The following is a 25,394-nucleotide window of genomic DNA, read 5'->3' as shown; positions in this document are numbered from 1 at the left end:
GCTCCTAAAGTAGTTGCAACAAAATCAATTAGTTAAGGCGGGTGGTGCAGGAATCAACCTCGGGACTGTGTCCTGGGGCTCAACCGGGCATCCGGGCCTCGGCCGACAATCTAGCAATCGCGTCGGCCAACGCAATGGTTTCCTGCTGTTCCGAGCCGAGCCGGCGTACGGTGACGGTACCCTGTTCCGCCTCCTTTTTACCGACCACCAGAATGACCGGCACCTTGGCGAGGCTGAGTTCGCGGATCTTGTAATTGATCTTCTCGTTGCGCAGGTCGGTATCGACGCGCAGGCCGGCGGCATCCAGCTGGTCGGCGATCTGCTGAGCATAGGCATCGCAGTCCGACACGATCGGCGCGACCACGGCCTGCAGCGGCGCCATCCATAACGGCAGCCGGCCGGCATAATGCTCCAGCAGAATGCCGATGAAGCGCTCGAAGCTGCCGAGAATCGCCCGATGCAGCATGACCGGGCGATGGCGCGCGCCATCGGCACCGACATAATCGGCATCCAGGCGTTCCGGCAGCACGAAATCGACCTGCAGCGTGCCGCACTGCCAGTCGCGGCCGATGGTGTCGCGCAGCACGAATTCCAGCTTCGGACCATAGAAGGCGCCTTCGCCGGGATTGAGCGTGTAGTCCAGGCCGGAGGCTTCGCAGGCCTGTTTCAGCGCACCTTCCGCCTTGTCCCAGGTCTCGTCGGTGCCGGCGCGCTTGGCCGGACGGTCGGAGAATTTCACCCGGATATCGGTGAAGCCCATATCAGTGTAGATGCTCTTGAGCAGGTCGCAGAAGCTTTTGCTCTCCGAGATGATCTGGTCTTCGGTGCAGAAGATATGCGCATCGTCCTGGGTGAAGTTGCGCACCCGCATGATGCCGTGCAGCGCGCCGCCCGGCTCGAAGCGGTGGCAGGAGCCGAACTCGGCCATGCGCAGCGGCAGGTCGCGATAGCTCTTGAGGCCCTGGTTGAAGATCTGCACATGGCAGGGGCAGTTCATCGGTTTCAGCGCGAAGATGCGCGCATCCGGATCGGCCGCATACTCGCGCAGGCCCTCTTCGTTTTCCGCGATATACATGTTCTCGCGGAATTTCTCCCAGTGGCCCGAGGCTTCCCACAGCTTGCGGTCGACCAGCTGCGGCGTCTTCACTTCCAGGTACTTGGCCTTTTCCAGGCGCTGGCGCATGTAGCGTTCGAGCGTCCGGTACAGCGTCCAGCCCCTGGGATGCCAGAACACCATGCCGGCGGCTTCTTCCTGCTGGTGGAACAGGCCCATGTCCTTGCCGAGCCGGCGATGGTCGCGCTTCTCGGCTTCTTCCAGGCGCTTCAGATAGGCGTCGAGTTCCTTCTGGTCACGCCAGGCGGTGGCATAGACGCGCTGCAGCTGGCGGTTCTTGGCATCGCCGCGCCAGTAGGCGCCCGACACCTTCATCACCTTGAACACCGGCGGCAGCTTGCCGGTCGAAGGCAGATGCGGGCCCATGCAGAGGTCGAGCCAGCTGTCGCCCTGGCGATAGATCGAGATCGCCTCGCCGCGCTTGGCGATTTCGGCCACCCATTCGGCCTTGTAGGTCTCGCCGATCGACTTGAAATACGCGACCGCCTTTTCCGGCGCCCATTCCTCGCGCTCGATCGGCAGGTCGCGCTTGACGATCTCGGCCATGCGCTGCTCGATCCTGCCGAAATCGTCCGGCGTGAAGGGCTCGTCGCGTACGAAGTCGTAATAGAAGCCGTCCTCGGTGGCCGGCCCGAAGGTGATCTGGGTGCCGGGGAACAGCTCCTGCACCGCCTGTGCCATCACATGGGCGCCGTCATGGCGGATCAGTTCGAGCAGCTCGGCCTCGTTCCTGTCCTTCAGGGTGACGATCTCAAGCTTCGCGTCGCTCCGGATCGGCGTCTTGAGGTCCTTCAGCACCCCGTCCAGACGGATGGCGAGCGCCGCCTTGGCCAGGCCGGCACCGATGCTGGCGGCCACATCCGCCCCGGTGCTGCCGGCCGCGTAAGTTCGCACGCTGCCATCGGGCAGGGTGACGCGGATTTCGGCAGAAGAAACAGGGGCGTTGGACATGATTTGGGGGACCTCCAAGGGGGCGCAGCCTAGCCGCCCAAACCCCCCTGTCAAGCCGGCCCCGGGCCATTCCGGCCGCCTCCCCGGCCCGATTCAGGGCAGGGCGCCACGGCGCCTGCCGCTTTCGGCAGCAGGTCGGTCCGATACCGCCCCGGAGGCACCGAATCTGCTGGGGGAACGGCCCGGAATATGCTGGCATGCGCTTCGCATAACCGGACGGGTCAACCGTCGTCACAGGGCGTCGCTCAACAGGGGGCTTTATCCATGCGTATCCGAACCATTCTTGCCGGACTTGCCGTTGGCGGTCTGACCCTGGCCGGGCTGGCCGCGCCGACGCTCGCCGGCGCCACCTTCGATGCCGTCAAGGCCAAGGGCTTCGTGCAATGCGGCGTCAACGGCAGCGTCGCCGGTTTCTCCGCCCCGAACAGCCAGGGCCTGTGGACCGGCATCGACGTGGATATGTGCCGCGCCGTGGCCGCCGCCGTCTTTGGCGATTCCAGCAAGATCAAATATACCGCGCTGACCGCGCAGCAGCGTTTCGTCGCCCTGCAGTCGGGCGAGATCGACGTGCTGACCCGCAACGTGACGCAAACTTTGCTGCGCGATGCCTCGCTCGGGCTGCGCGAGGCCGGCGTCAACTTCTATGACGGCCAGGGCTTCATCGTGAACAAGAAGCTGGGCGTGAAATCGGCCAAGGAGCTGAACGGCTCGACCGTCTGCGTACAGCCGGGCACGACGACGGAACTGAACCTGTCGGATTACTTCCGCAAGTCGAACATGACCTTCAAGGCGGTGGTGATCGAGAAGGTGGATGAAAACATTGCGGCCTTCTCCTCCGGTCGCTGCGACGTCTACACCACCGACGCCTCGCAGCTCGCCGCCATCCGCGTCACCGCGCTCAATCCGCCGGACGACTACGTCATCCTGCCCGAGCGCATCTCCAAGGAACCGCTGGGGCCGCTGGTCCGCCAGGGCGACGACCAGTGGTACCAGGTGGTGAAATGGGTGCTGCTGGCCCTGAAGGAAGCCGAGGAGCTCGGCATCACGCAGACCAACGTGGACGAGATGCTGAAAAGCGAGGACCCGGTGATCAAGCGCTTTCTCGGTGTCACGCCGGGCTATGGCAAGGCGCTCGGCCTCGACGAGAAATGGGCCTACTGGGCGATCAAGCAGATCGGCAATTACGGCGAGAGCTTCGAGCGCAACCTGGGCAAAGGCAGCCCGGTGAAGCTGGAGCGCGGCCTGAACGATCTGTGGACCCGGGGCGGCCTGATGTACGCCATCCCGCTGCGCTGACGAGAATCAATCCGCACGACGCGATGGCCGGGATTCTTCCCGGCCATTTGCTTTTCAGCTGTGATCGGGAAACAGCAGACGCGTATAGACCTTGATATAGGCCTCGCACATCGCATCCACGGTGAAATGCTCCATCACATGGCGGCGCGCCCGTTCGGCGATCTGCATGCGGCGCCCGGGCGTCAGTTTCAGCGCCGTGTCCAGCGCATCCGCCAGCGCCTCGGCATCGCCCGGCGGCACCAGCCAGCCGGTTTCGCCCGGCAGCACGGTTTCGCGCGAACCGCCATGATCGCTGGCGATCACCGGCTTGCCCATCGCCTGCGCCTCGACGGCGACGCGGCCGAAACCTTCGGGGAAAGTGGAGGCTGAAACCACGACATCGGCCAGCATATAGGCGGCCGGCATGTCCTTGCCGTCGCCGGGCATGCGCACGCTGCGGTCCAGCCCGAGCTGCACGATCAGGCTTTCCAGATCGGCGCGATAGCCTTCGCGACCCTGGGTGGAGCCGAGCAGCACGGCAGTGAAATCCTGCTCGCCATGGCGGTCGGCGAGGATCTTCAAGGCGCGCAGCAGCACGGTATGGCCCTTCCAGCGCGTCAGCCGGCCCGGCAGCAGGATCACCGGGCGACCGTCGGTCAGGCGCCACTGCTGCTGCAGGTTCGACATGCGCTCTGGATAGATGCGGGTCGGATCGAATTTGGCCAGATCGGTGCCGCGCGGGATGGTGACCAGGCGGGCGCGGGCCACGCCGAAGGCCTTGTTGGCGTAATCGGCGACGAAATCGGAAATCGCCACCACGATATCGCCCTTGGCCATCGGGCTGGCCCACAGCTTCTTGAACCAGCTGTGCGACTTGTAGGCATTGTGGAAAGTGGTGACCAGCGGCACGCCGCAGCGCTGCGCCGCCGCCCGCACCGACCAGGCCGGCGCCCGCGAGCGCACATGCACCAGATCGACCGGCAGGCTGCGGATCAGTTCTTCCAGCCGCGCGGTGTTGCGCCGCATGACGAAAGGATTCTTGCTGGCCATCGGCAGGGTGATGTGCCTGGCGCCGGCGCGCTCCAGCTCACGCACCATCGGGCCGCCGGCGGAGACGACATAGGAAACCCATCCGGCCTTGGCCAGCGCCTTGGCGGTATCCACCGTGCCGCGTTCGACACCGCCGGTCACCAGGGCTGGCAGAACCTGCATCACGGCCGGCGGTCTTCCCGAACTGGGCAGGTCTGCAGTAGAAATCGGAGTGTCTGACATCAGGGCGCTGAATGGCGGGGAGCGGGGCAGTATAGGCCGCCTGCCGGGTAGCGCAAAGCCGGGCGGCTGGCAAGGCCGGAAGGGCATGGAGGCAGAGAATACGGTGAGGCAGCCTGCAAAAAGCCCGATCCGGCGAGCCGTATCGGCGACCGTATTGGTCGCGGCCCTGTGGCTGGGCGCCGGGATCGGCACCGCCTCTGCGCTGGTCCAGACCCCGTCCGGAACGCCGTCCCATGAGGATATCCTGCGCGGCTTCGATGCCAGCGCGCTGTCGGCCAGCCGCGACGATGTCGCCTATGGCGGCAGCTACGATCCGGTCGGCATGATCATCAAATGGCAAAAGCCGATCGTCTACAAAATCGAAGGCCTGCGCGCGCGACCTGAAGCCATCACCCTTGCCATCGCCACGCTGAAGCAGCAGGCCGCGCTGGCCGGCATCGCGGTGCGCGCGGCCGGCGCGCCCAGCGAAGCCAACTACACCATCGCCTTCCGCAATGTCGCCAATTTCGATCTCGGCGACCGCAAGGCGGTCTGCTACCTGACTTACAATTTCAACACCCTCGGCCATATGCAGTGGGCATCCCTGCAGATCAATCTTGCGGCACCCGATCTGGAGCGTTGCGTCCGCCATGAAATCCTGCATGGCTTCGGCCTGCTGAACCATCCGCATCATCTGCAGTCGGTATTGAGCTATCGCACCGATGTTTCCGATCTCACCGAAGCCGATCTGGTGATGCTGCGCAGCCTGTATGATGCGCGGATCACGCCGGCGATGTCGCGGCTGGCCGCGCTGGTGACGGTCGACGGGCTGATCGAGGCGAACCGTCGCGCGCTCAATCCGCGCGCGCCGCCGAAAACCGATCCGGCCCCGGTTCTGCGTGATGCCATCGCCGATCTGGAGAAGGCCGCCGCAAACGGCAATGTGCGGGCGATGATGTATCTCGCCGAGGCGGCGTGGCAGGGGTATGGCATGGCGAAGAATCCCGGGCGCGTGCAGGCGCTGATCGACCGCGCCGCCACCACCCGGGATGTCATCGCGCGTTTCGATCTGGCCCATGCGCTCGGCAGCGGCCGCTACGTGCCGCGCGATCCGGCCCGCTCGGCTGCGCTGTATCGCCGCAATGCCGAACTGGGCCACGCCGTCTCGCAGAACAATTACGCCGTGGCGCTGCGCGACGGCATCGGCGTGCCGGTGGACCGGACGGCCGCCCTGGTCTGGTTCACCCTGGCGGCACACGGCAATGTCGCCATGGCCGAGCGCAGCCGGCAGATTCTGGCAAAAACCCTGCCGCCGGAGCAGCAGCAGGAGGCCATGCGCCGTGTGGCGGCATGGAAACCGGTGCCGGAAGCCGCTAGATAAGGCGGATGAACGAAACCCAGTTCCTGAACCGTCCCGACGGCACCCGCCTCGCCTATCGCGCCACCCCGGCCAAGGCCGCCGGCCAGGGCATGGCAAGCCGGCCCGGTATCCTGTTCTGCGGCGGCTTCCGCTCCGACATGACCGGCACCAAGGCCATCGCGCTGGAAACGGCGGCGCGGCAGCAGGACCTGGGCTTCGTGCGCTTCGACTATTTCGGCCATGGCCAGTCGGATGGCGATTTCCTCGACGGCACCATCGGCCGCTGGAAGGAAGACACCCTGGCGATCCTGCGCGACGTCTGCGGCAATGCCCCGCAGATCATCGTGGGCTCCAGCATGGGCGGCTGGCTCGCCACGCTGGCCGCGCTCGCCATGCCCGGCCGCACCGCCGGGCTGGTGCTGATCGCGCCCGCGCTGGATTTCACCGAGGATCTGATGTGGGCCGGCATGACCGAGCAGCAGCGCGCCGTGCTGCTGCGCGACGGCGTGTTGCGCGAGCCGTCGCAATATTCCGACCAGCCCTATGAATATACGCTGAAGCTGATCACCGAGGGTCGCGATCACATGATCCTCAAGCCCGGCATCGTCTATGACCGGCCGGTGCGCATCCTGCAGGGGATGGAAGATCCCGATGTGCCTTACATGCACGCCGTGAAGACCGCCGCAGCCTTCCAGGGCGGCGACACGCGACTGACGCTGCTCCGCGACGGCGACCACCGGCTGTCGCGACCGCAGGACCTCGACCTGCTGGTCGAGACAGTGCTGAGCCTCAGCCGCTGACCGTCGGCAGCAGCGCCTTCAGCCCTTCGCGATAGGTCGGATATTTCAGGGTCACGCCAAGCTCGCGCTTGATCCGGTCGTTGCGCACCCGGCGGTTGTCGCCGTAGAAGCTCGCCGCCATCGGCGACAGCTGCGCCTGGTCGAAAGGAATCTCCGGCGGCACCGGCAGGTTCAGCAGCTGCGCGGCATAGGTCACCACATCCTGCGGCGGCGCCGGTTCGTCATCGGCGACATTGTAGACCACGCCCACATCGGGCCGCGCCATCGAGGCTTCCAGCACGCTGGCAATATCCTCGACATGGATGCGGCAGAACACCTGGCCCGGTTTGATGATGCGATGCGCCGTGCCGCGCTTCACGCCTTCCAGCTGGTTGCGGCCGGGACCGTAAATGCCGGCCAGGCGGAACACATGCACCGGCACGGCGTGATCGCGGCACAGTTTCAGCCACGCCGCTTCGGCTTCGGCGCGACGCTTGCTGCGCGCCTGGTTGGGCGCGATCGGCGTGGTCTCGTCGACCCAGTCGCCATTACGGTCGCCATAGACGCCGGTGGTGGAGAGATAGCCGAGCCATTTCAGGTTGGGCAGTTTCGCAATATGCGCGCCATGCCAGCGCAATACGGCATCGGCCTCGTCATCGGCCGGCACCGAGATCAGCATATGCGTCGCCGGTGCCAGCACGGAAGAATCGCTGAGCGATGCGGTGCCGTCGAACACATGGCTGTCATAGCCCTGCGCGGCCAGGTCGGCGGCTTTCTCCAGGCTGCGGCTGGTGCCGATCACCCCCCAGCCCTGCGCATGCAGCCGCGCCGCCAGCACCCTGGCGCTGAAACCCAGTCCGAAGCAGAACAGCGTGCCGGTCATCGCTGGGCCGCCGCCATGACTTCGATCTCCACCAAAAGCTCTGGCCGTGCCAGCGCCGCGACCACAAGCGTGGTCACGGCCGGCGGGGTCGAACTGCTCCAGCGCTGCTCGCGCAATGCGGTCAGAAGCGGCAGGTCCGTTGCGCGGGTCAGGTAGTATGTCGCTTTCACGATATCGGTGACATGCAGTCCTGCCTCCGCCAGCAGCGCCTCGACATTGGCGATGGCCTGCGCGCACTGGTCCGCGAAGCCGGACCGCAACGTGCCATCGGGCGCGATGCCGATCTGCCCCGAAACCAGAAGCAGCCGGGTGTCGGCCGGGATTTCGACAGCATGGCTGTATATTCTGCGGAACGCGTCCGGGACGGTCCATACCGTAGTCGGATCGTGGCGTCTGGTATCGGTCATTCCGTTCCTTCGGGCCGCATGCCTTGCTTTTGCCACAGCGCCTCGCCACTCTGCCGCGCCATGATCCCTGCCTTCAAGATAATGCGTCCGACGCTGTTCGCCAGTGCCGTACTCCTGCTGTCCTCTGGCGCGATGGCGCAGCAGCCGGTCCAGGGCTCCAGTGTACTGCAGGATGCGGCCTATCAGGATTGCCTGGCTCTGGTGCGCAGGAATCCGGAAGAGGGCTTCGCCCAGGCCCAGCTGTGGCAGAATACCGGCGGCGGCCTGCCGGCGCAGCATTGCGCGGCGCTGGCGCTGGTGGAACTGAAGCATTACGGCGATGCCGCCGACCGGCTGGAACAGCTGCTGCCGCTGGCCGAGAAGCAGGCGCCGCATCTGACGGTGGCAATCCTTGACCAGGCCGCCAATGCCTGGCTGCTGGCCGAACAGCCGGACCGGGCCAGAAAGCTGCTGGATATCGCGCTGAAGGCGGCGCCCGACACGCCGGACCTGCTGATCGACCGCGCGCTGGCTGCGGCGGCGCTGAACGATTACGCCGCGGCGCGGCGCGACCTCGACGTGGCGCTGCGCGCCGATCCGACGCGCGCGGATGCGCTGGCGCTGCGCGCCGCCGCCCGGCGCCAGACCGGCGACATGAATGGCGCCCTAGAAGATGCCGAAACCGCGCTGGCGATCGAACCGCGCCTGCCCGAGGCCCTGCTGGAACGCGGCATCCTGCGGCTCAACAAGGGCGACAAGCGCGGCGCGCGCGCCGATCTGATCCAGGTGCGGTTGATCGCTCCCGATACACCGGCGGCGATTTCCGCCGGGCAATATATCGAGCAGATGGACGTCAGACAGGACTAGTCAGGCGCTTCAGCGCCTGCGCGGCCTGCGCCCGCACCACGGCGGCGGTATCCTGCGACAACTGCTGCAGCATCGGCAGCGCGGCTGCATCGCCGCTGTTGCCCAGGGCGATGCAGACATTGCGCACGAAACGGTCGCGGCCGATGCGTTTCACGGCGGTCGTCGCGAAGCGGTCGCGGAATCCGGCATCGTCCAGTGCAGCCAGGTCCAGCAGCAGCGGCGCATCCAGCGCCGGACGACTCTGCAATGTCATTTCTCGCGTGGCAGACGCAAACTTGTTCCACGGACAGACGGCCAGGCAATCGTCGCAGCCATAGATGCGGTTGCCCATGGCAGCGGCGAATTCCGCGTCGATCACGCCGTCATATTCGATGGTGAGATAGGAAATGCAGCGCCGCGCATCGAGCTGATAGGGTGCCGGAAACGCTTTGGTCGGGCAGATATCGAGACAATTGCTGCAACTGCCGCAGTGATCGACTTCGGCATCGTCCGGTGCCAGGTCTGCCGTCGTGAGGATCAGGCCGAGGAACAGCCAGGAGCCGAAGTCGCGCGACACCAGGTTGGTATGCTTGCCCTGCCAGCCGATGCCGGCGGCGGCTGACAGCGGCTTTTCCATCAGCGGCGCGGTGTCGACGAACACCTTCACCTCGTTGCCGGCGTGGCGATGCAGCCAGCCGGCCAGGCTTTTCAGTTTTTTCTTGACCACCAGATGATAGTCGCGACCCTGCGCATAAACCGAGATCGCGGCGCGATCCTTTTCCAGCAGCACATCGAGCGGATCGCGCTCGGGGCCGTAATTCAGCCCCAGCGCGATGATGCCGCGCGCTTCAGGCCACAGTGCATTGGGATGGCGGCGCCGTTCGGCCTTGTCTTCCAGCCAGCGCATCTCGCCATGACGCTGCAGCGCCATGAATTCATCCAGCCGTGCGGCCAGTTCGGGGCCGATGCGGTCGACTGTTGTGAAGCCGACCGCATCGAATCCTTCTGCCAGCGCCCGCCGGCGGATCAGGTCTTTCAGATCGGCGCTCTCAACCGATCGCGGCAATGCAGGCGATCTCGACCTTGTAATCCGGTGCCGCCAGCTTCGATTCCACGGTGGCGCGCGCCGGCGTGTTGCCCTTCGACACCCAGGCATCCCAGGCCTTGTTCATCTCGGCGAAGGTCGACATGTCGGCCAGCCAGATATTGGTGGACAGAATCCTGGTCTTGTCGGTACCGGCTTCCTTCAGCAGGCGGTCGATCTGCGCCAGAATCTGCTCGGTCTGGCCGGTGACACCGGCTTTCGGATCGGCAGCGACCTGGCCGGCGAGATACACGGTGTTGCCATGCACCACGGCCTGGCTCATGCGGGGGCCGACATCGATGCGACGGATGCTCATAAGATAGTCTCCTGGGTTGGTGTTTTTGGTTTTTAGAAATCCAGATCGGCGTAGTGCTTCGGCGGCGGCAGGCCGGGAATATGGTCGGCCAGCAGCGGGCGGAAGCTGGGCCGCGACTTCACGCGGGCATACCAGTCATGCGCGCCGGGGTGATCGGCCCAGGGCACGTCGCCGAGATAATCCAGGCAGCTGATATGCGAGGCGCAGGCGATATCGGCGAGCGAGAAATCGTCGCCGGCGAGCCAGTTGCGGCGCTCGGTGAGCCAGGCAATGTAGTCGAGGTGGATTTTCATATTCTGGTGCGCGATGCGGATCACGGCCGATTCCGGATGGCCCATGCCCATGAAACGCTTCATCACCTTTTCGAACACCAGCGGCTCGGACACTTCCGGGCCGAATTTGTGATCCCACCACGAGACCAGCCGGCGGGTTTCGGCGCGGCTCGGCGGATCGAAGCCGATCAGCATCTTGTTGGGATAGACTTCATCCAGGTATTCGCAGATCGCCTGGCTGTCGGCCAGGGTGCGACCGTCATGCTCGACCAGCACCGGCCCGTTGCCGCTCGGGTCCATGGCGAGGAATTCCGGCCGGCGCTCCCACAGCTTCTCGACCTCGAGATCGAATTCGAGCCCCTTCTCCTTGAGCAGGACGCGAACCTTGCGGGACTGGGGGGAGAGCCAGAGATGGTACAGCTTGCGCATGACGGCGGAGTCTAGTCGTATTCGGACGAATGAAAAAGCGAGAGAGAGCAGCGAATCGCCATGCTGAAAATCTGGGGCCGTGCCAGTTCTGTCAATGTCCAGAAGGTGTTGTGGGCGGCTGACGAGCTGGGCCTGACCTATGAGCGGATCGATGTCGGCGGCAAATTCGGCGGCACCGAAACGGCCGCCTACCGTGCGATGAATCCGAACGGCCTGATCCCGGTGCTGCAGGACAGCGACGGCAGCCTCCACTGGGAGAGCAACAGCGTGGTGCGCTATCTCGCCGCCCGGTATGACGCCGCCGGCGCCGGCCTGTGGCTGGCCGACCCGGCCGCACGCAGCCAGGCCGACCGCTGGATGGACTGGGCCTCCAGCCTGCTCGGCGAGCCGATGCGCGTGCTGTTCTGGGGCCTGGTGCGCGATCCGGTGAAGGCCGACCTCAATGCCATGACCCGGGCGGAAGACCAGGCGGCCGACTACTGGGCCCGGCTCGATGCGCACCTCGCCACCCGGCCCTTTGTGGCCGGTGACCGGCTGACCATGGGCGACATTCCGGCCGCCTGCCAGCTGCAGCGCTGGCTGTTGTTCCCGATCACCCGGCCCGCCCTGCCGCATCTAGCCGCCTGGCATGACCGGCTCAGCCAGCGACCGGGGTATGCGAAACACATCATGGTGCCGATGACCTGAGGGTCCGATTGGGTCCGTTCGCGGTCGAGTCAGGTCCATTCGCTGTTCATTCGGGCCCATTCGATGCGGAGTCAGACCCATTGGGTGCCGAGTCAGGTCGAACACGCTCCATCGGGCGCCGTAAGGCAGGGTTTACAGGCCGATGCACTTTTGCTGCAAACGCGGTTTTGACCCGGTTTTGCCGGGAACTCGGGCCTGAATCAGGTCATTTTCAACAAAAACAGGCTTAAATGCGGATTCCGGCCCCTGATTCCGGGCCTTATCCGGCATTTATAGCCGATTTCATGCCTGCAAGCCCCTCTATTCTGGCCATAAGCCAGGGTCAAAAGCGCGTTTCAGCCCGGATTGGCGCTGAAAGTCATGCCCGTCCAGCAGCGCAAAACGAGCCGCAGCGGCAGTTTTGAAACAGGAACATATATAGTACATTTCATTGCCGATGCCAAGCGGAAATCAAGTCATCAATGACGGCTTGACCGCGAGCGGCCCTGCCTATATTTAACCCAACAGTTATTTAACTGATAGGGTAATTACAGGATGGCCGCGACCCGTCACCCCGCCGCCCCCGATCCTCTCAGTGCCACGCTGGCGGCACTGGCAGATCCGACGCGGCGCGCCATCCTGGCCGCGCTGGTCCGCGGCCCGCAGCCGGTCGGGCAGCTGGCGGCACCGCTCGGCCTCAGCCTGCCGGCCATATCGAAACATCTGACCGTGCTGGAACGCGCCGGGCTGGTGTCGCGGCACCGGCGGGCGCAATGGCGCGACTGCCGGCTGGAGCCGGCGGCGCTGCGCGCCCTGGCCGTCTGGCTGGAGGACTACCGCCGCTTCTGGGACGAAACCCTGCAAAGCCTGCACGTCTATCTGGACCGCCTGCACCTGGCGCAGGGCCCGGCGGCCGGCACAAGGACACCCGACCACCTGGACTCTGACACCCGGAAACACCGTGTCGTCTAACCGCCCGCTTCTCTTCTGCCCTCACCATCCTCGAAAGACCCTGTCATGCTGAAAATCCTTGCCATCGCCGCCGCCATCGTCGTTGTCGCCATCCTCGGCCTGCTGGCCTATGCCAGCACGCGACCCGATACCTTCCGCGTGCAGCGCGCGACCACGATCCAGGCGCCGCCGGAAAAGATTTTCCTGCTGATCAACGACCTGCAGGCCTGGCGCGGCTGGTCGCCCTTCGAGAAGAAGGACCCGGACATGCAGCGCCGCTACAGCGGCCCAGCCGCCGGCAAGGGCGCGCGCTATGCCTGGGATGGCGACAAAAATATCGGGGCCGGCAGTCTGGAGATCGTCGAGAGCGTGCCGCATGCCAAAGTGGCGGTGCGGCTCGATTTCCTCAAACCCTTCGAAAGCACCAGCCGGGCCGATTTCACGCTCGCGCCGCAGGGCGACAGCACCACCGTGACCTGGGCGATGACCGGCCCGCTGACCCTGATGTTCAAGATCGTGCATCTGGTCTTCAATTTCGACCGCATGGTCGGCGGCGATTTCGAAGCCGGCCTGGCCGACCTGAAGGCCATGGCCGAGCAGCCGTAAGCGCGAGAGGAGACCGCCGATGTCGACGATGCCGAAACCCGACCAGGCCCCCGATCTGGTGCTGAACCGCGTGTTCAACGCGCCGCGCGAGCGCGTCTTCCGCGCCTGGATCGATCCGCAGCAGATGGCGCAGTGGTGGGGACCGGAAGGCTATACCGCGCCGGTCTGCGAACTGGATGCGCGGCCAGGCGGCGCCTGGCTGGTGCATATGCGGGCGCCTGATGGCCATGTGCAGCCGATGGGCGGCACCTATCATGTGATCGACGCGCCCGCGAAGATCGTCTGCACCACCTGGGTCAAGGACGATACCGGCCGCTATCTGGTCGAGGGCTTTCACATCATCACCTTCGAGGCGACGCCCGACGGCAGGACGAAACTGCGGCTGGAATCCACCCTGGTGCAGCTCGCGCCCGAATGGGAAGCGGCACGCCATGGCGGCATGCAGCATGGCTGGAGCACCAGCCTGGACAAGCTGGAGGCACTGGTGGCGGCCTAGCTTCGTTTTTTATTTTTCCGCGCTGTCGGTTCCACCGCCGCACCGGCGTCCTTGAGGGACAGGCGGCACAGGCCGCGGAGCAGAGGAGACAGACAATGCGTGTAATGGTGATCGTGAAGGCGACCAAGGACAGCGAAGCGGGCATCCTGCCCACGACCGAGCTGTTCGAAGCCATGGGCAAGTTTAACGAAGAGCTGGTCAATGCCGGCATCATGCTGGCCGGCGATGGCCTGCATCCGTCATCGAAGGGCAAACGCATCGCCTTCGACGGGCCGAAGCGCACCGTCATCGACGGGCCGTTTGCCGAGACCAAGGAACTGATCGCCGGCTTCTGGGTCTGGCAGGTCAAGGACATGGCTGAGGCGGTGGCCTGGGCCAGGCGCTGCCCCAATCCGATGCCGGGCCCGAGCGAACTCGAAATCCGCCCGCTGTTCGAAATGGCCGATTTCGGCGAGGCGGTGACGCCGGAGCTGGCCGAGCAGCACGACCGGATCCGCGACAAGCTCACCGGAAACTGAAGTTGCTAACTGCCTCATCGCAGCAGACGCAGGCGCGGCGCAAGCCGCGCCTGTTTGCGTTTTTGCGCGTCTGCGTTCATGGCCTTACCTACGATGTTATGTAGATTCCTGCATTCCTGCCGTCGCACAAAACTTCCCGTCGCCGCCGGCAAAGCCCTGCCATAGGATCGGCGCGGGCCGGGCACCGCCAACGGATGCGGCGCCCGTCGGGGTAACGGGGGATCCGATGGACATCAAGAAGGCGCTGGACGAGACGTTCCAGGACATCGTGCGCTTCATTGGCGCCATCCTGTTCTACATCGCCGTGCCGGTCCGCGCGCCGCGCACATGGCCCGCAATGGCCCAGGCGCAACGCACGCCGGCGAAGAGCGAGAGCTTCATCGAGACGCGGCTGTATTTCCTGTTGGGCCTGACGCTGTTCATCTACACGCTGAACCAGTGGGTGGGCGGGTATCTGCTGGAATGGGAGGTCACCAACATCAGCTTCGATACACCGGACAGGGATGCCGAGGCCGCCGAACGGACCGCCAAGATCGCGCAACAGCTGATCAAGGGTGTGATCACCGATCCCGTGGTCATCGGGTCGCTGATCGGCGCGGTGGTCGGAACCGCATTGCTGGAGGCATGGCTTAATCTCGATACTGAAAAGAGCATGGACGCACTACATGACGGCCTGGTCATCGTTTCTCTGGCCACGATGATCATCTACGCCACCATTTTTGTCAGCATCGCCATCGCCATCGGTGCAAACCTGACAGCCAGCCTCAATGCAGTATTCGGCCTCGTCTTCAGAATTCAGACACTTCTCGATGCCTGGAGCATCGAATTCTTCAGCCTGTATGCGCTGCTGGACGCGCCGCTGCTCTACATCCTGGCATTCGTTATGGCCTGTGTCGCCGGCGCCGGACTCTTCGGCCTGTTCCTGTGGCTGCCGCTGTCCGTATACAGGCTCAGCGCAGCACCCGACGCGATGCCCGGGGCGATATCCAACCCATCCCTGCGCAGTGCCACGCGCGCGACCACAACAGCCTTCATCATCACAGTGCTCGGCAGCGGTATCGGCATCGTCACGCCAAGGCTTCTGCAGGAACATGAAACCATTTTGAGCACCGTCGATTTTGTTGACGGCATGGACAAGTTTGTTACAGCTTCAGGCAAGCCGCGACCTTTTGGCAGTCTGGACAATGATACGATCATGAAAATCACAGGCGAGTGCCGTGTGATGGCCATTGCCCAGAACGAATCCGACCGGCCGCTGCTCCTGCGCAAGCAACAGAGGATATACGTTCATCTCACTGTCGATACGCTTAAAATTCCCCTTGCGACAGGAAGCGTGGAGCGATTCGGATTTCTGACGCAGATTGCGACCCTGGGCGATGACACAAGGAGTGAGGCGCTTCTGCCGCCGAAAGGCTCGGCCCTGATCAAGAGCGAGGGGCTGAAATATGACGACGCTTCATTCAGCTACATCGATCTGGAAGACAGCAATCCGATGTCGGCGCGTCAAATACGCAGGACCAAGGTAACGGCCATCGTGCTGCTGGATGCCGCCGGGCAGACCATCGCAAGCCGCCCCCTGGAGCTGTCGCCCTTTAAATTTCAGTCCTGCCTGCCCGGCCTCTTCCGGGTGCCGAAGCCCGAAGACAAGAACCCCAAAGCGAAATCGAAGGAACCGTCGAAACCATAGCCAAGTTGCGTCGCCGCACACAGCAGATTAAGGCTGCGGTCAAGCGGCAGTGGCGGGGGGCCGGGTCAGCGGCCGTTCGCGTTGCTGCCGGTCTGCGGCAGGCCGGTACCGGGCGAAGCGATCAGCGCGAAAGTCAGCAGCGTTGCCGTCGAAAGGCGGTGCGGCGCCGGCCCGGTGCCGGCGGCCGGCGATTTTGGGGCGGCGATAGCTTCCTTTCCCGGCAGGTCGACCGGTTCGGTACTCGCGCCGGCCTGCTCGCGCGGCGCGCAATCTGCCATCGGCTGGCCCAGCGCCAGCGGCGCGCGACCGCCCGACCCATCCTCGCCGGCATGCAGAATCGACGGCAAAGCCAGCAAAACCATGGCCAGACCGGTGCAGAGCAACAGATCGGTTTTCATGATGGCCATCCCCGCATGCGGTGTATGACCAGATGACAACCGTGCTGCCGCGGAAAAGTTCCGCGAGACCCTTCTGCCGCCGCTAGGCAGCGGTGAGGAATTCGACCAGCCGTCGGTTGAACGGCGCCGGATCGGCGACGGTGCAGGCATGGCCGCCCTCGGCGGTGAGCCAGAACCGCGCCTGCGGCAGCCCCGCCGCCAGCGTCTGCGAGGCGGTCCAGGGCACCAGAATGTCGTCGCGCGAGGCCGCCACCAGGGTGGGATGCGCAATCTGGTCGAGCCGGTCGCTGATATCGTAGGCCAGCAGCGCGTCGATGCGCCGGAGCAGATTGGCACTGCCCTGGAAATGCTGCCGCGCCCGCACCGCCTCCTCTGCCAGCTGCGCATTGCGCTGCGCCAGCCATGCGGCGGGATAGAGGAAGATCGGCTGCGCTTCCAGATAGGCATCGACGCCGACATGCAGCAGCAGCTGGCGGCGCAGGGCGAAACAGCGCGCCGTATGCGCCGCCGCCCTGGCCCAGGCATTCACCAGCACCAGGCGGTCGAGCCGCGCCGGCGCGCGCAAGGCCAGTTCGAGGCCGATCAGGCCGCCGAGCGCGTGGCCGACCATATGGACGCGGGCAACACCGAGATCGTCGAGAATCTGCACCACATCATCGGCCATGGCGGCGATATCGTGATCTTCCGGCAGCAGGCCTGCATTGCGGCCGGTGCCGCGATGATCGTAGAGCACGACGCGGAACTGTTCGGCCAGCGCGGCCAGCTGCGGCGTCCAGAAACTGCCGAGACCGCCGAGACCGGCCGACAGCAGAACGGTGGCAGCCGCCGCATCCTTGCGGCCATGGACATCATACTGCACGGCGCGTCAGCCCTTGCTGCCGATATGGGCGATGCTGGCGATCTCGATCAGCGCATCGGGTTTGACCAGGCCGCACTGGATGCAGTAGCGCGCCGGCTTGTCGCCGGGAAAATACTCGGCATAGACGGCGTTGACGGCCGCATAGTTGGCCCAGTCGGTGATGAAGATGGAATTGAAGGTGATGTCGGCCATGCTGCCGCCGGCGGCTTCCACCACCGTTCTGATCGTGTCCAGCACCAGGCGGGTCTGCGCCGCGGCATCGCCGACATGCAGGACAGTGTTGTCCTTGTCGAACGGCAGGGTGCCGGAAACATAGAGCACGCCATCGGCCAGTGCACCGGGCGAGTAGGGCGCGAGCGGTTTGCCCGAACCGGGCGGAATGATGGCCATCATCGGCATGAAGCAACTCCGGAAATGTTTGCGCGGGAAAGCGGCGTCAGGATTGCGCCGGCGGGCTCTGCGCCACGGTGCCGCAGAAATCGGCCACCGTGGACACCCAGCCGAAGAAGGTCTCGATATTGTAGAGCGACGCGGCCTGTATGAAGTCGGGGCCGGCCGCATGGGTGGCATCGGCCAGCACGACGCCGAAATATTCCAGATGGAAGGCGTCGCGCAGCGAGGATTCAACGCAGACATTGGTGGCGATGCCGGTGAAGACCAGCGTGCGGATGCCGCGTGCGCGCAGCAGGCTGTCGATATTGGTGTTGAAGAATCCGCTGTAGCGCGGCTTCGGCACCACCAGGTCGCCGGGCTGCGGCGCCAGGGCATCGACCAGCGCATAATCCCAGCCGCCCTTCGCCAGCAGCTGCCCGGCCAGTTCCGGCTGGCGCCGCATGGTTTTCAGCGCATTCGATTTGTGCCAGTTCGGCGAGCCGGGGCCGCCAGCCTCGATGTAATTCCTGTCCCAGCCATTCTGGAAATAGATCACCGGAATGCCGGCGGCGCGCGCCGCCGCCGCCGTGCGGGCGATCTGTTCGATCACCGCGCCGGTGCCGGCGATATCGAAACCGGCGCGATCGAGATAGCCGCCGGGCGAGGCATAGGCATTCTGCATGTCGACAATGATCAGCGCCGTTTCACCCGGCTTGATCCGCAGCGGCTCGGGCCGCGCCGGCAGGGTGACGGCCTGTCCGGATGACGTGGCAGGCACGTAGCCGGCGGCGACGGAAGCTGACTCAGACATGATACGCGGACTCCGGAGCGGGCCTGCCTACGGGTGGCAGGATGCCGGAGTCTTAGCAGGATGCATGCCAGAGGCAGCCCGGCTGGCCCTCGGCCCGAAATCGCAGAAATGCGGCTGTTGTTCGGCCACACCTGCCGAAAATCCATCCTCGGGACTGAAAAGCGGGCGGCGATCTGCCCGCGCGGCAAGCAATGTCCTGCCGCTGTAATATCTTCAGTCCGCCAGCCGCTCGACGATCATGTCCATCAGCGCCCGCAGACGCGGCAGCCGGCGCAGGTCGCGGTGATAGCCGATATATTGCTCACGGCCCGGCAAAGGTTCACCCAGATCAATTGCGGCAATGCCCGGCGTGGCATCGCCGACCGGCCGCGGCAGCACGGTATAGCCCGCGCCCCAGGCGCACATCTGGGCCTGCACGGCGAGATTGTTGCTGCTGAAGCCAGCTGTCGCATGGGGCAGCGCGCGCTGCAGCCACAGCACATCGGGACGGCCGGCATAGGCTTCGTGCATGGTGACGACCCGCAGGCCCGCACCGTCGCCGAAGACCGGCACCGGGCTGCCGATCGGCGCATAGAGTGCATAAGGCACCGTGACCAGACGCCGGCCGATCACTTCGGGCTCGTCGAACGGCCGCATGCGAATCACCATGTCGGCTTCGCGGCGCGGCAGGCTGTAGAGCCGCGCATCGGTCAGCAGTTCCACGCCCGCCTTCGGATACTGCAGGCCGAATGCCGACAGCACCGGTGCCAGCATGTAGATGGCAAACCAATCCAGCGTGGAGATGCGCAGCAGGCCATCGATGTCGTGCACACCGGCGGCCAGCTGGCGCTGCGCGGCGAGTGTTTCCGCCTCGATGCGTTCGGCATGCCTGAGCAGCGTGCCGCCTTCATCGGTCAGCACGAAGCCGGCGGCGGTGCGCTGGAACAGCACATGGCCGAGCGCGGCTTCCAGCGCGCGCAGGCGACGCCCCATGGTGGGCTGGGTCTGGCCGATCTTGCGCGCCGCCGCCCCCAGCGTGCCCTCGCGGGCAATCGCCAGGAAAACCCGCAGATCGCTCCATTCCAGTGCCGGCCCGCTCATCCATGCATAAATGCATGGATAATATTCAATATCAATAATTTCCATTCTTCACAGACTGGATCACCTTCGGACCAGGCCAAACACACCCCCGAAGGAACCCATCATGACCCGCCTGACCAACAAGACTGCGCTTATCACCGGTGGCACCAGCGGCATCGGCCTGGAGACCGCCCGCCAGTTCGTCGCCGAGGGCGCCCGCGTCGCCGTCACCGGCACCAACCCGGCCACCATCGAAGCCGCCCGCGCCGCCCTCGGCCCCGGGGTGCTGATCCTGCAGGCCGATGCCGGCAATATCGCCGGCCAGCAGGACATCGCCCGCCAGGTGCAGCAGGCCTTCGGCAAGCTCGACATCCTGTTCGTCAATGCCGGCGTGGCCGACTTCCGCCCGGTGGAGGCCTGGGACGAGGCGGGTTTCGACCGCTCGGTAGCCGTCAACCTGAAAGGCCCGTTCTTCCTGGTGCAGGCCCTGCTGCCGGTCTTCAGCAATCCGGCCTCGGTGGTGCTCAACACCTCGATCAATGCGCGCATCGGCATGCCGAATTCCAGCGTCTATGCCGCCAGCAAAGCGGGCCTGATCTCGCTGGCGCGCACGCTGTCGGGTGAACTGATCGGCCGCGGCATCCGCGTGAATGCCGTCAGCCCCGGCCCCATCTCGACGCCGCTCTATGGCAAGCTGGGCCTGTCGGAAGCCGATCTGAAGGCGATGGCCAGCGGCATCATGGACCAGATTCCCGCCAAGCGCTTCGGCCAGCCGTCCGAGATCGCCAAGGCGGTGGTCTTTCTCGCCTCCGATGAATCCGCCTTCACGGTAGGCAGCGAGCTCATCATCGATGGCGGCATGAGCAACCTCTGAGCCCGATCTCTCATACAGAAGGATTCCAGATCATGATCCCCTCTCTTCCGCGTCGCAGCCTGCTGACCGGTGCGCTGGCACTTTCCGCCATCAGCACCATCGCCATGCCGGCGCTTGCTGCATCGGATCAGGCCGTCACCTATCCAAAAAGCTTCAAGACCCAGTCCATCGCCACCAACGGCACGACGATCCATGTGCGTGTCGGCGGCAAGGGCCCGGCGGCCGTGCTGCTGCACGGCTATGGCGAGACCGGCGACATGTGGGTGCCGCTGGCCGTTGAGCTGGCGCGTGATCACACCGTGGTGGTGCCCGACCTGCGCGGCCTCGGCCTCTCGGCCAAGCCCCGGACCGGCTTCGACAAGAAGACCCAGGCCCATGACGTGGCCGGCGTGCTGGATACACTCAAGATCACCAATGCCGATCTGATCACGCATGATATCGGCAACATGGTGGGCTATGCCTTCGCCGCGCAGTACCCCGACCGCGTGAGGAAATTCGTGCTGATCGATGCGCCGGTGCCGGGCATCGGTCCGTGGGACGAAATCCTCAAGCATCCCCTGCTGTGGCATTTCCGCTTCGGCGGGCCGGACATGGAACGTCTGGTGAAGGGCCGCGAGCGCATCTATCTCGATCGCTTCTGGAATGAATTCTCGGCCAACCCAAAGCGCTTCAGTGAAAGCTCGCGCCGGCATTATGCAAAGCTTTATGCCATGCCCGGCGCGATGCATTCCGGCTTCGCGCAGTTCGCCGCCTTCGACCAGGATGCGATCGACAACAAGGCGATGCTGGCGGCCGGCGGCAAGCTGAAAATGCCGGTGCTGGCGCTGGGTGGCGAAAAGAGCTTCGGCCTGACCATGGCCGTGGTGATGCGCGCCGCCGCCGACAATGTCACTGAAGGCGTGGTGCCGGAGTCGGGCCACTGGATCATGGAAGAGAATCCGAAGGCGACGGTGGCGCTGGTGCGCGGCTTCCTCGACCGGTAATCAGCCGCAGCTACATGAAACGGGATGGCAGGATAACTGCCATCCCGTTTTTCTTTTTCAGCGCTGTTGCTTCTCCGCCGACTGGAGATAGAAGACGCCGTTTTCCTTGAGGATCGTGGCCGTCACGCGGTCGCCGGGCTGCAATTTGTCGAGCAGCGCCGGGTCCTTGACCTGGAACACCATGCTCATGGCCGGCATCTCCAGGTCGCCGGCAATCGGGCCATGACGCAGGGTGATCTTGCCGGTTTCCCTGTCGACCCTGCGGATTTCGCCTTCGGTGCTGCCGGTCTGCGCCAGCGCGCCGACCGCACCCAGCATGATCAACAGACCGGCCGCCATCGTCGTCCTGATCATCGTTGCTACCTCCCGACCTGGATGCCGCCCTTCATGCCCTGTTCGAAATGACCGGGGACCAGGCAGGCGAAATCGACCCGGCCGGCGGTGGTGAAGCGCCAGATCAGCTCGCCGGTCCCGGCGGGCTGTACCGTAATCGCATTGGGTTCGTCATGTTCCATGGTCGGATGCTGGCGCATCACCTCGGCATGTTCCTTCAGCGCCTTGATCTCGCCCAGCATGAATTCGTGCGGCACCCCGCCGGCGTTCTTCACCACGAAGCGCACGGTTTCGCCGCGCTTCACCGCAATGTTGGACGGCACGAACCGCATCTGGTCGTTCATGGTGATGGCGACGGTGCGCGATACGGCCGTTGCAGTGCCGGGTTCGCCGATCGGCGAATGCTGTTCCGGACCATGCGCGAGTGCGGCCAGCGGCAGGCCGGCAATCGCGGCGACGGCAAGGGCTGTGTTCAGAAATACGGAAGCCATCGCTCTGTTCCTCAATGCTTGTGTTCGGATGAGATCGGGGGAGTCTTGGCCGCCGGCTTGACCGCCGGTGACGGCGTAGCCGCCGCCGTGTCGACCCGATAGGCCACGGTACCGGGCGGATGCCTGTACCAGCCGGGATCGCGGTAATCGCCGCGCGCCAGGCCTTCGCGCACCTTCACCACGGTGAACATGCCGCCCATTTCGATAGGGCCGAACGGGCCCTGGCCGGTCATCATCGGCAGCGTGTTGTCGGGCAGCGGCATTTCCATCTCGCCCATATCGGCCATGCCGCGTTCGCCCATGGTCATGTAATCGGGGATCAGCGAGACCAGCCGCGGCGTGACGCCGCGATGGTCGACGCCGATCATGGTCGGCACGTCATGGCCCATGGCATTCATCGTGTGATGCGACTTGTGACAGTGAAACGCCCAGTCGCCCGGTGCATTGGCATCGAATTCGAAGGCCCGCATGGCGCCGACCGGCGCATCGATGGTGACTTCCGGCCAGCGCGCCGAGGGCGGCACCCAGCCGCCATCGGTGCAGGTGACGGCGAAGTCGTGGCCATGCAGATGGATCGGGTGGTTGGTCATGGTCAGGTTGCCGAAACGGATGCGCACGCGGTCGCCGAGCCGCACCGGCAGGGTATCGATGCCGGGAAAGGCCCGGCTGTTCCAGGTCCACAGATTAAAGTTCAGCATCTCGGCCACTTTCGGTGTCGCCGCGCCCGGGTCGATGTCATAGGCGTTGATCAGGAAGGCGAAATCACGATCGACGCGATACTGCTCCGGATCGCGCGGATGCACGATGAACAGACCCATCATGCCCATCGCCATCTGCACCATCTCGTCGGCATGCGGGTGATACATGAAGGTGCCGGATTTGCGCAGCTGGAATTCGTAGACATAGGTTTCGCCCGGCCTGATCTGTGGCTGGGTCAGGCCGCCGACGCCGTCCATGCCGCTGGGCAGCAGCATGCCGTGCCAGTGAATGGTGGTGTGTTCGGGCAGCCGGTTGGTGACGAAGAGGCGCACGAAGTCGCCTTCCACCGCCTCGATGGTGGGGCCCGGGCTGCTGCCGTTATAGCCCCAGAGATTGGCCTTCATCCCGGGCGCGATTTCGCGCACCACCGGTTCGGCCACCAGATGGAATTCCTTCCATTGCCCGTTGATGCGCCAGGGCGCCGACCAGCCGTTCAGCGTCACCACCGGATGGAACGGCCGGCCGCTGCCGGGCAGCGGCGGCGGCACCATCTTCGGACCGGGCGAGGTGGCCGGTTCGGGCAGGGCTGCGAGCGCGGAACGGGCGACGGTGGCGGCGGCAACGCCGGATGCGGCGGCAATCAGGTTGCGTCTGGTAAACATGGCTGCTCTCCTTAATGCGCGGCCAAAGACGAACGGCGGGGCAGCAGGCCGTTGCTGCTGCCTGACGTGCCGCCGCTGTCGACCGGCGCGATGGTGACGAAGCTGAGATCGGTATCGGCGAGCCAGAAATCGCGCTGGGCTTCCAGCGCGGCCGAGACATCGGCGATCTGCTCGCGCGCATCGGCCAGCAGCTCAAACGTGCTGATCAGCATGCCGTTGTAGCGCAGCACCATCTCCTCGCTGGCCTTCTGGCGTAGCGGGATGATCTCGACCTGGTAATGCCGCGACAGGTCGTAGGCGGCACGGTAGGCCAGATAGCTTTCGCGCGCCGCCGAGCGCGCCTGCACGGCGGTATCGGCCAGGGCGTTGACCGCCTGCAGGTAGCTGTGCTCGGCGCGCGTCGCCTTGGCGTCGCCGAAATCGAACAGCGGCACCTCCAGCGAAATCTCGTAGCCTCTCTGGTCCGGCCTGCCGGTTTCGCTGTTGCGGCGGTATCCCACCTCCAGCACGTTGATGAACCGCGTGGCATTGGTCAGGCCATAGGCCCTGCGGGTGGCAACGAGATCGGCTTGTGCCATCTGCACATCCAGCCGCCCGGCAATCGCCTGCGCCTCGATATTCTCGACGCTGCGCGGCGCCGGCGGTATCTCGGGCAGACGATCGGGCAGCCGGAACGCCGTGTCTTTGCCCCACAGGCCCATCAGCCGGGTGAGGCGCTCGCGCGCCGCCACCGCCATGACCCGGCTTTTCGCCAGCCGCGCCGTGGCATCGGCATAGAAAATCTGTTCGCGCAGAAACTTGAGCGTGCTGGCATTGCCGACCTGCTTCATGCGCCGCGCCAGCTCGGCCTGGGAGTCGGCCGCATCGCGAATCTGGCCGACATAGACTGCCGTCTGTTCGGCCGCCACCGCCTCGTACCAGGCTTTGCGCGTCTGTGCGGCGAGCTGCAGGATGTCCGTCGCGATACGCAGCTTGGTCGCTTCGAAGCGACGCTCCTCGATGCCGGCGGCAAACGGCAGCAGCAGCAGGCTGAAGGCATCGATGCTGATGCCGCGTTCGATTTCGGTTTCGTCGCCGCGGCGCAGCCGGGCATAGCTGAGACCCGGATTGCCCGGCCGCCAGGATGAGGTCAGATCGGCAGCGCCGATCCCGAGGTCGGCAAAGCTGCCCTGCAGGCGCCGGTTGTTGAGCAGCGCCATCTGCACGGCATCGTCGGCGCTGAGCGGCCGGGCCAGCAGGCGATCGAGCGTGTCGCGCACCGCGCGTTCGTCCTCCTCGCTCTTGATCCAGGCCGGCCGCTGGCCGATGCGCTGCTCGGCGGTGGTGGCCACATCGTTGAAGGCGCGCTCGGCCACCGGTCCGGCACAGGCGGCGGTGACGGCGGCCAGCGCGAGCAGCGCCGCGCTCTGCTTGAGACGGATCATTGCCGCTGCCCTCCGGGACCGTGGCCATGCGGGCCATGCATCATCGGGCCGGGCATCATTGGACCGGGCATCGACGGCGCGGCCGGCGCAGCCTCTGCGGCCGGGCCGTCTTTCAGGGCACCGGCATGGCCGCCGAGCGCGCGCACGGTGTCGTTAGCCTCGCGCCAGTCGCGCTTTTCGTCGAAACCAGCCTTGCGGTAACCGGAAAAGGCCGAGCGATACTCCGGCTGCGGCACCGAAACCGCGGGATCGGCCGGGTCAACCGCCCGCGCCGTCAGCGGCAGGGCCGCGATCAGCAGCGCTATCGCTGCTCTGTGAAAGCTCGAAACCATGGAACCATCCTCGCCACGTTGTGCAATACGACGGTGCGACGACTGACGGTTGTGTCAGCAGCCGCAGGGGAGTTGCACGTCAGAGGCGGGGGGGTTCGTTCGGCTGGGCGGGTGTGATGCCGGCCGGCACAAGGACACGGGCCGGCTGATAGTCGTGATAGGCGCCATCAGCGATCACCGACGGTGCGGCCGGCAGCACGACGCTGGCCAGCGAACAGCTTTTGCAC

29 protein-coding genes are annotated in these 25,394 nt (G+C 65.2%); 12 read left to right on the top strand and 17 right to left on the bottom strand.

All coding sequences use genetic code 11. From position 1 onward, the window contains the following. Positions 1–79 precede the first annotated feature (79 nt). The gene (gene thrS / locus OJJ21_RS13700; protein WP_297687137.1) at positions 80–2,065 is read right to left on the bottom strand and encodes a threonine--tRNA ligase; all 1,986 of its coding nucleotides are present in this window, start codon (positions 2,063–2,065) and stop codon (positions 80–82) included. Between the two features lie 264 nt (positions 2,066–2,329). Between thrS and OJJ21_RS13695 the strand changes: the two genes are divergently transcribed. Continuing rightward, positions 2,330–3,361 (top strand): amino acid ABC transporter substrate-binding protein, encoded by a 1,032-nt coding sequence (locus tag OJJ21_RS13695; RefSeq protein WP_297687136.1) that lies wholly within the window; start codon positions 2,330–2,332, stop codon positions 3,359–3,361. Positions 3,362–3,415: 54 nt separating this feature from the next. Here the strand turns inward: OJJ21_RS13695 and OJJ21_RS13690 are convergent, their stop codons facing one another. Further along, entirely contained in the window at positions 3,416–4,552 is a 1,137-nt protein-coding gene (locus tag OJJ21_RS13690; RefSeq protein ID WP_297687165.1) for a glycosyltransferase family 4 protein, read from the bottom strand. 214 nt (positions 4,553–4,766) lie between these two features. Between OJJ21_RS13690 and OJJ21_RS13685 the strand changes: the two genes are divergently transcribed. After that, entirely contained in the window at positions 4,767–5,972 is a 1,206-nt protein-coding gene (locus tag OJJ21_RS13685; RefSeq protein WP_297687135.1) for a DUF2927 domain-containing protein, read from the top strand. A 5-nt stretch (positions 5,973–5,977) separates the two neighbouring features. Continuing rightward, positions 5,978–6,751 (top strand): alpha/beta hydrolase, encoded by a 774-nt coding sequence (locus OJJ21_RS13680; RefSeq protein WP_297687134.1) that lies wholly within the window; start codon positions 5,978–5,980, stop codon positions 6,749–6,751. Here OJJ21_RS13680 and OJJ21_RS13675 read toward each other — a convergent pair. Continuing rightward, a complete protein-coding gene (locus OJJ21_RS13675) occupies positions 6,741–7,613 on the bottom strand; it encodes an SDR family oxidoreductase (RefSeq protein ID WP_297687133.1) in 873 nt (290 codons plus the stop codon). The two genes, OJJ21_RS13680 and OJJ21_RS13675, sit on opposite strands and share 11 nt — an antisense overlap. Further along, complete coding sequence (locus OJJ21_RS13670; protein ID WP_297687132.1) at positions 7,610–8,020, bottom strand: RidA family protein; 411 nt, start codon at positions 8,018–8,020, stop codon at positions 7,610–7,612. The genes OJJ21_RS13675 and OJJ21_RS13670 overlap by 4 nt, the downstream gene beginning before the upstream one ends. An 81-nt stretch (positions 8,021–8,101) precedes the next feature. Here OJJ21_RS13670 and OJJ21_RS13665 point away from each other — a divergent pair, with 81 nt between their 5' ends. Next, positions 8,102–8,866, top strand: a complete 765-nt coding sequence (locus OJJ21_RS13665) for a tetratricopeptide repeat protein (RefSeq protein WP_297687131.1) — start codon at positions 8,102–8,104, stop codon at positions 8,864–8,866. Here OJJ21_RS13665 and queG read toward each other — a convergent pair. Genes queG through OJJ21_RS13650 form a run of 3 tightly spaced genes read right to left on the bottom strand, consistent with a single transcriptional unit; the run spans position 8,853 to position 10,946 of the window. Then, on the bottom strand, positions 8,853–9,911 hold the full coding sequence (gene queG, locus OJJ21_RS13660; protein ID WP_297687130.1) for a tRNA epoxyqueuosine(34) reductase QueG: 1,059 nt from the start codon (positions 9,909–9,911) through the stop codon (positions 8,853–8,855). The two genes, OJJ21_RS13665 and queG, sit on opposite strands and share 14 nt — an antisense overlap. Continuing rightward, a complete protein-coding gene (locus tag OJJ21_RS13655) occupies positions 9,895–10,245 on the bottom strand; it encodes a RidA family protein (protein WP_297687129.1) in 351 nt (116 codons plus the stop codon). The genes queG and OJJ21_RS13655 overlap by 17 nt, the downstream gene beginning before the upstream one ends. Positions 10,246–10,277: 32 nt before the next feature. Beyond that, on the bottom strand, positions 10,278–10,946 hold the full coding sequence (locus OJJ21_RS13650) for a glutathione S-transferase family protein (protein WP_297687128.1): 669 nt from the start codon (positions 10,944–10,946) through the stop codon (positions 10,278–10,280). A gap of 60 nt (positions 10,947–11,006) precedes the next feature. Between OJJ21_RS13650 and OJJ21_RS13645 the strand changes: the two genes are divergently transcribed. From OJJ21_RS13645 to OJJ21_RS13620, 6 genes are all read left to right on the top strand, one after another. Next, positions 11,007–11,633, top strand: coding sequence for a glutathione S-transferase family protein (locus OJJ21_RS13645; protein ID WP_297687127.1), 627 nt, complete (start codon positions 11,007–11,009; stop codon positions 11,631–11,633). A 534-nt stretch (positions 11,634–12,167) separates the two neighbouring features. After that, positions 12,168–12,584 (top strand): metalloregulator ArsR/SmtB family transcription factor, encoded by a 417-nt coding sequence (locus OJJ21_RS13640; RefSeq protein WP_297687126.1) that lies wholly within the window; start codon positions 12,168–12,170, stop codon positions 12,582–12,584. 45 nt (positions 12,585–12,629) lie between these two features. After that, positions 12,630–13,169, top strand: a complete 540-nt coding sequence (locus OJJ21_RS13635; RefSeq protein ID WP_297687125.1) for an SRPBCC family protein — start codon at positions 12,630–12,632, stop codon at positions 13,167–13,169. 19 nt (positions 13,170–13,188) lie between these two features. Next, positions 13,189–13,665, top strand: coding sequence for an SRPBCC domain-containing protein (locus tag OJJ21_RS13630; RefSeq protein WP_297687124.1), 477 nt, complete (start codon positions 13,189–13,191; stop codon positions 13,663–13,665). A gap of 95 nt (positions 13,666–13,760) precedes the next feature. Beyond that, on the top strand, positions 13,761–14,183 hold the full coding sequence (locus tag OJJ21_RS13625; protein WP_297687123.1) for a YciI family protein: 423 nt from the start codon (positions 13,761–13,763) through the stop codon (positions 14,181–14,183). Positions 14,184–14,409: 226 nt separating this feature from the next. Further along, positions 14,410–15,870 carry a hypothetical protein gene (locus OJJ21_RS13620; protein ID WP_297687122.1) on the top strand — a complete coding sequence of 487 codons (1,461 nt, stop codon included), beginning with the start codon at positions 14,410–14,412 and terminating at the stop codon, positions 15,868–15,870. Positions 15,871–15,935: 65 nt separating this feature from the next. Here OJJ21_RS13620 and OJJ21_RS13615 read toward each other — a convergent pair whose 3' ends face one another. The 5 genes from OJJ21_RS13615 to OJJ21_RS13595 form a co-directional block, all read right to left on the bottom strand. Then, the gene (locus tag OJJ21_RS13615) at positions 15,936–16,268 is read right to left on the bottom strand and encodes a hypothetical protein (RefSeq protein WP_297687121.1); all 333 of its coding nucleotides are present in this window, start codon (positions 16,266–16,268) and stop codon (positions 15,936–15,938) included. A gap of 82 nt (positions 16,269–16,350) precedes the next feature. Continuing rightward, positions 16,351–17,127, bottom strand: a complete 777-nt coding sequence (rutD, locus tag OJJ21_RS13610) for a pyrimidine utilization protein D (RefSeq protein WP_297687120.1) — start codon at positions 17,125–17,127, stop codon at positions 16,351–16,353. A gap of 6 nt (positions 17,128–17,133) precedes the next feature. Next, positions 17,134–17,526 carry a pyrimidine utilization protein C gene (gene rutC, locus OJJ21_RS13605; RefSeq protein ID WP_297687119.1) on the bottom strand — a complete coding sequence of 131 codons (393 nt, stop codon included), beginning with the start codon at positions 17,524–17,526 and terminating at the stop codon, positions 17,134–17,136. 37 nt (positions 17,527–17,563) lie between these two features. Beyond that, positions 17,564–18,310, bottom strand: a complete 747-nt coding sequence (rutB, locus tag OJJ21_RS13600; protein WP_297687118.1) for a pyrimidine utilization protein B — start codon at positions 18,308–18,310, stop codon at positions 17,564–17,566. A 213-nt stretch (positions 18,311–18,523) separates the two neighbouring features. After that, complete coding sequence (locus OJJ21_RS13595) at positions 18,524–19,390, bottom strand: LysR family transcriptional regulator (RefSeq protein WP_297687117.1); 867 nt, start codon at positions 19,388–19,390, stop codon at positions 18,524–18,526. 103 nt (positions 19,391–19,493) lie between these two features. Here OJJ21_RS13595 and OJJ21_RS13590 point away from each other — a divergent pair, with 103 nt between their 5' ends. Continuing rightward, positions 19,494–20,243 carry an SDR family oxidoreductase gene (locus OJJ21_RS13590; protein ID WP_297687116.1) on the top strand — a complete coding sequence of 250 codons (750 nt, stop codon included), beginning with the start codon at positions 19,494–19,496 and terminating at the stop codon, positions 20,241–20,243. A 32-nt stretch (positions 20,244–20,275) separates the two neighbouring features. Beyond that, complete coding sequence (locus tag OJJ21_RS13585) at positions 20,276–21,226, top strand: alpha/beta hydrolase (RefSeq protein ID WP_297687115.1); 951 nt, start codon at positions 20,276–20,278, stop codon at positions 21,224–21,226. Positions 21,227–21,283: 57 nt separating this feature from the next. Here OJJ21_RS13585 and OJJ21_RS13580 read toward each other — a convergent pair whose 3' ends face one another. From OJJ21_RS13580 to OJJ21_RS13560, 5 genes are read right to left on the bottom strand one after another with little or no spacing between them, the layout of a single operon-like run. Then, positions 21,284–21,580: a copper-binding protein gene (locus tag OJJ21_RS13580; protein ID WP_297687114.1), complete on the bottom strand. Its 297-nt coding sequence runs from the start codon at positions 21,578–21,580 to the stop codon at positions 21,284–21,286. Between the two features lie 5 nt (positions 21,581–21,585). Then, positions 21,586–22,050, bottom strand: coding sequence for a cupredoxin family protein (locus tag OJJ21_RS13575; protein WP_297687113.1), 465 nt, complete (start codon positions 22,048–22,050; stop codon positions 21,586–21,588). 11 nt (positions 22,051–22,061) lie between these two features. Further along, positions 22,062–23,411: a copper oxidase gene (locus OJJ21_RS13570; protein ID WP_297687112.1), complete on the bottom strand. Its 1,350-nt coding sequence runs from the start codon at positions 23,409–23,411 to the stop codon at positions 22,062–22,064. Positions 23,412–23,422: 11 nt separating this feature from the next. Then, positions 23,423–24,835, bottom strand: a complete 1,413-nt coding sequence (locus OJJ21_RS13565; RefSeq protein WP_297687111.1) for a TolC family protein — start codon at positions 24,833–24,835, stop codon at positions 23,423–23,425. After that, on the bottom strand, positions 24,832–25,167 hold the full coding sequence (locus OJJ21_RS13560; RefSeq protein WP_297687110.1) for a hypothetical protein: 336 nt from the start codon (positions 25,165–25,167) through the stop codon (positions 24,832–24,834). Before OJJ21_RS13560 ends, OJJ21_RS13565 begins: the two co-directional genes overlap by 4 nt. Positions 25,168–25,394 lie beyond the last annotated feature (227 nt).

The organism is Ferrovibrio sp. (genome assembly GCF_025869515.1).
GTDB lineage: Bacteria > Pseudomonadota > Alphaproteobacteria > Ferrovibrionales > Ferrovibrionaceae > Ferrovibrio.
This window is presented reverse-complemented; position numbering and strand designations above follow the sequence as displayed.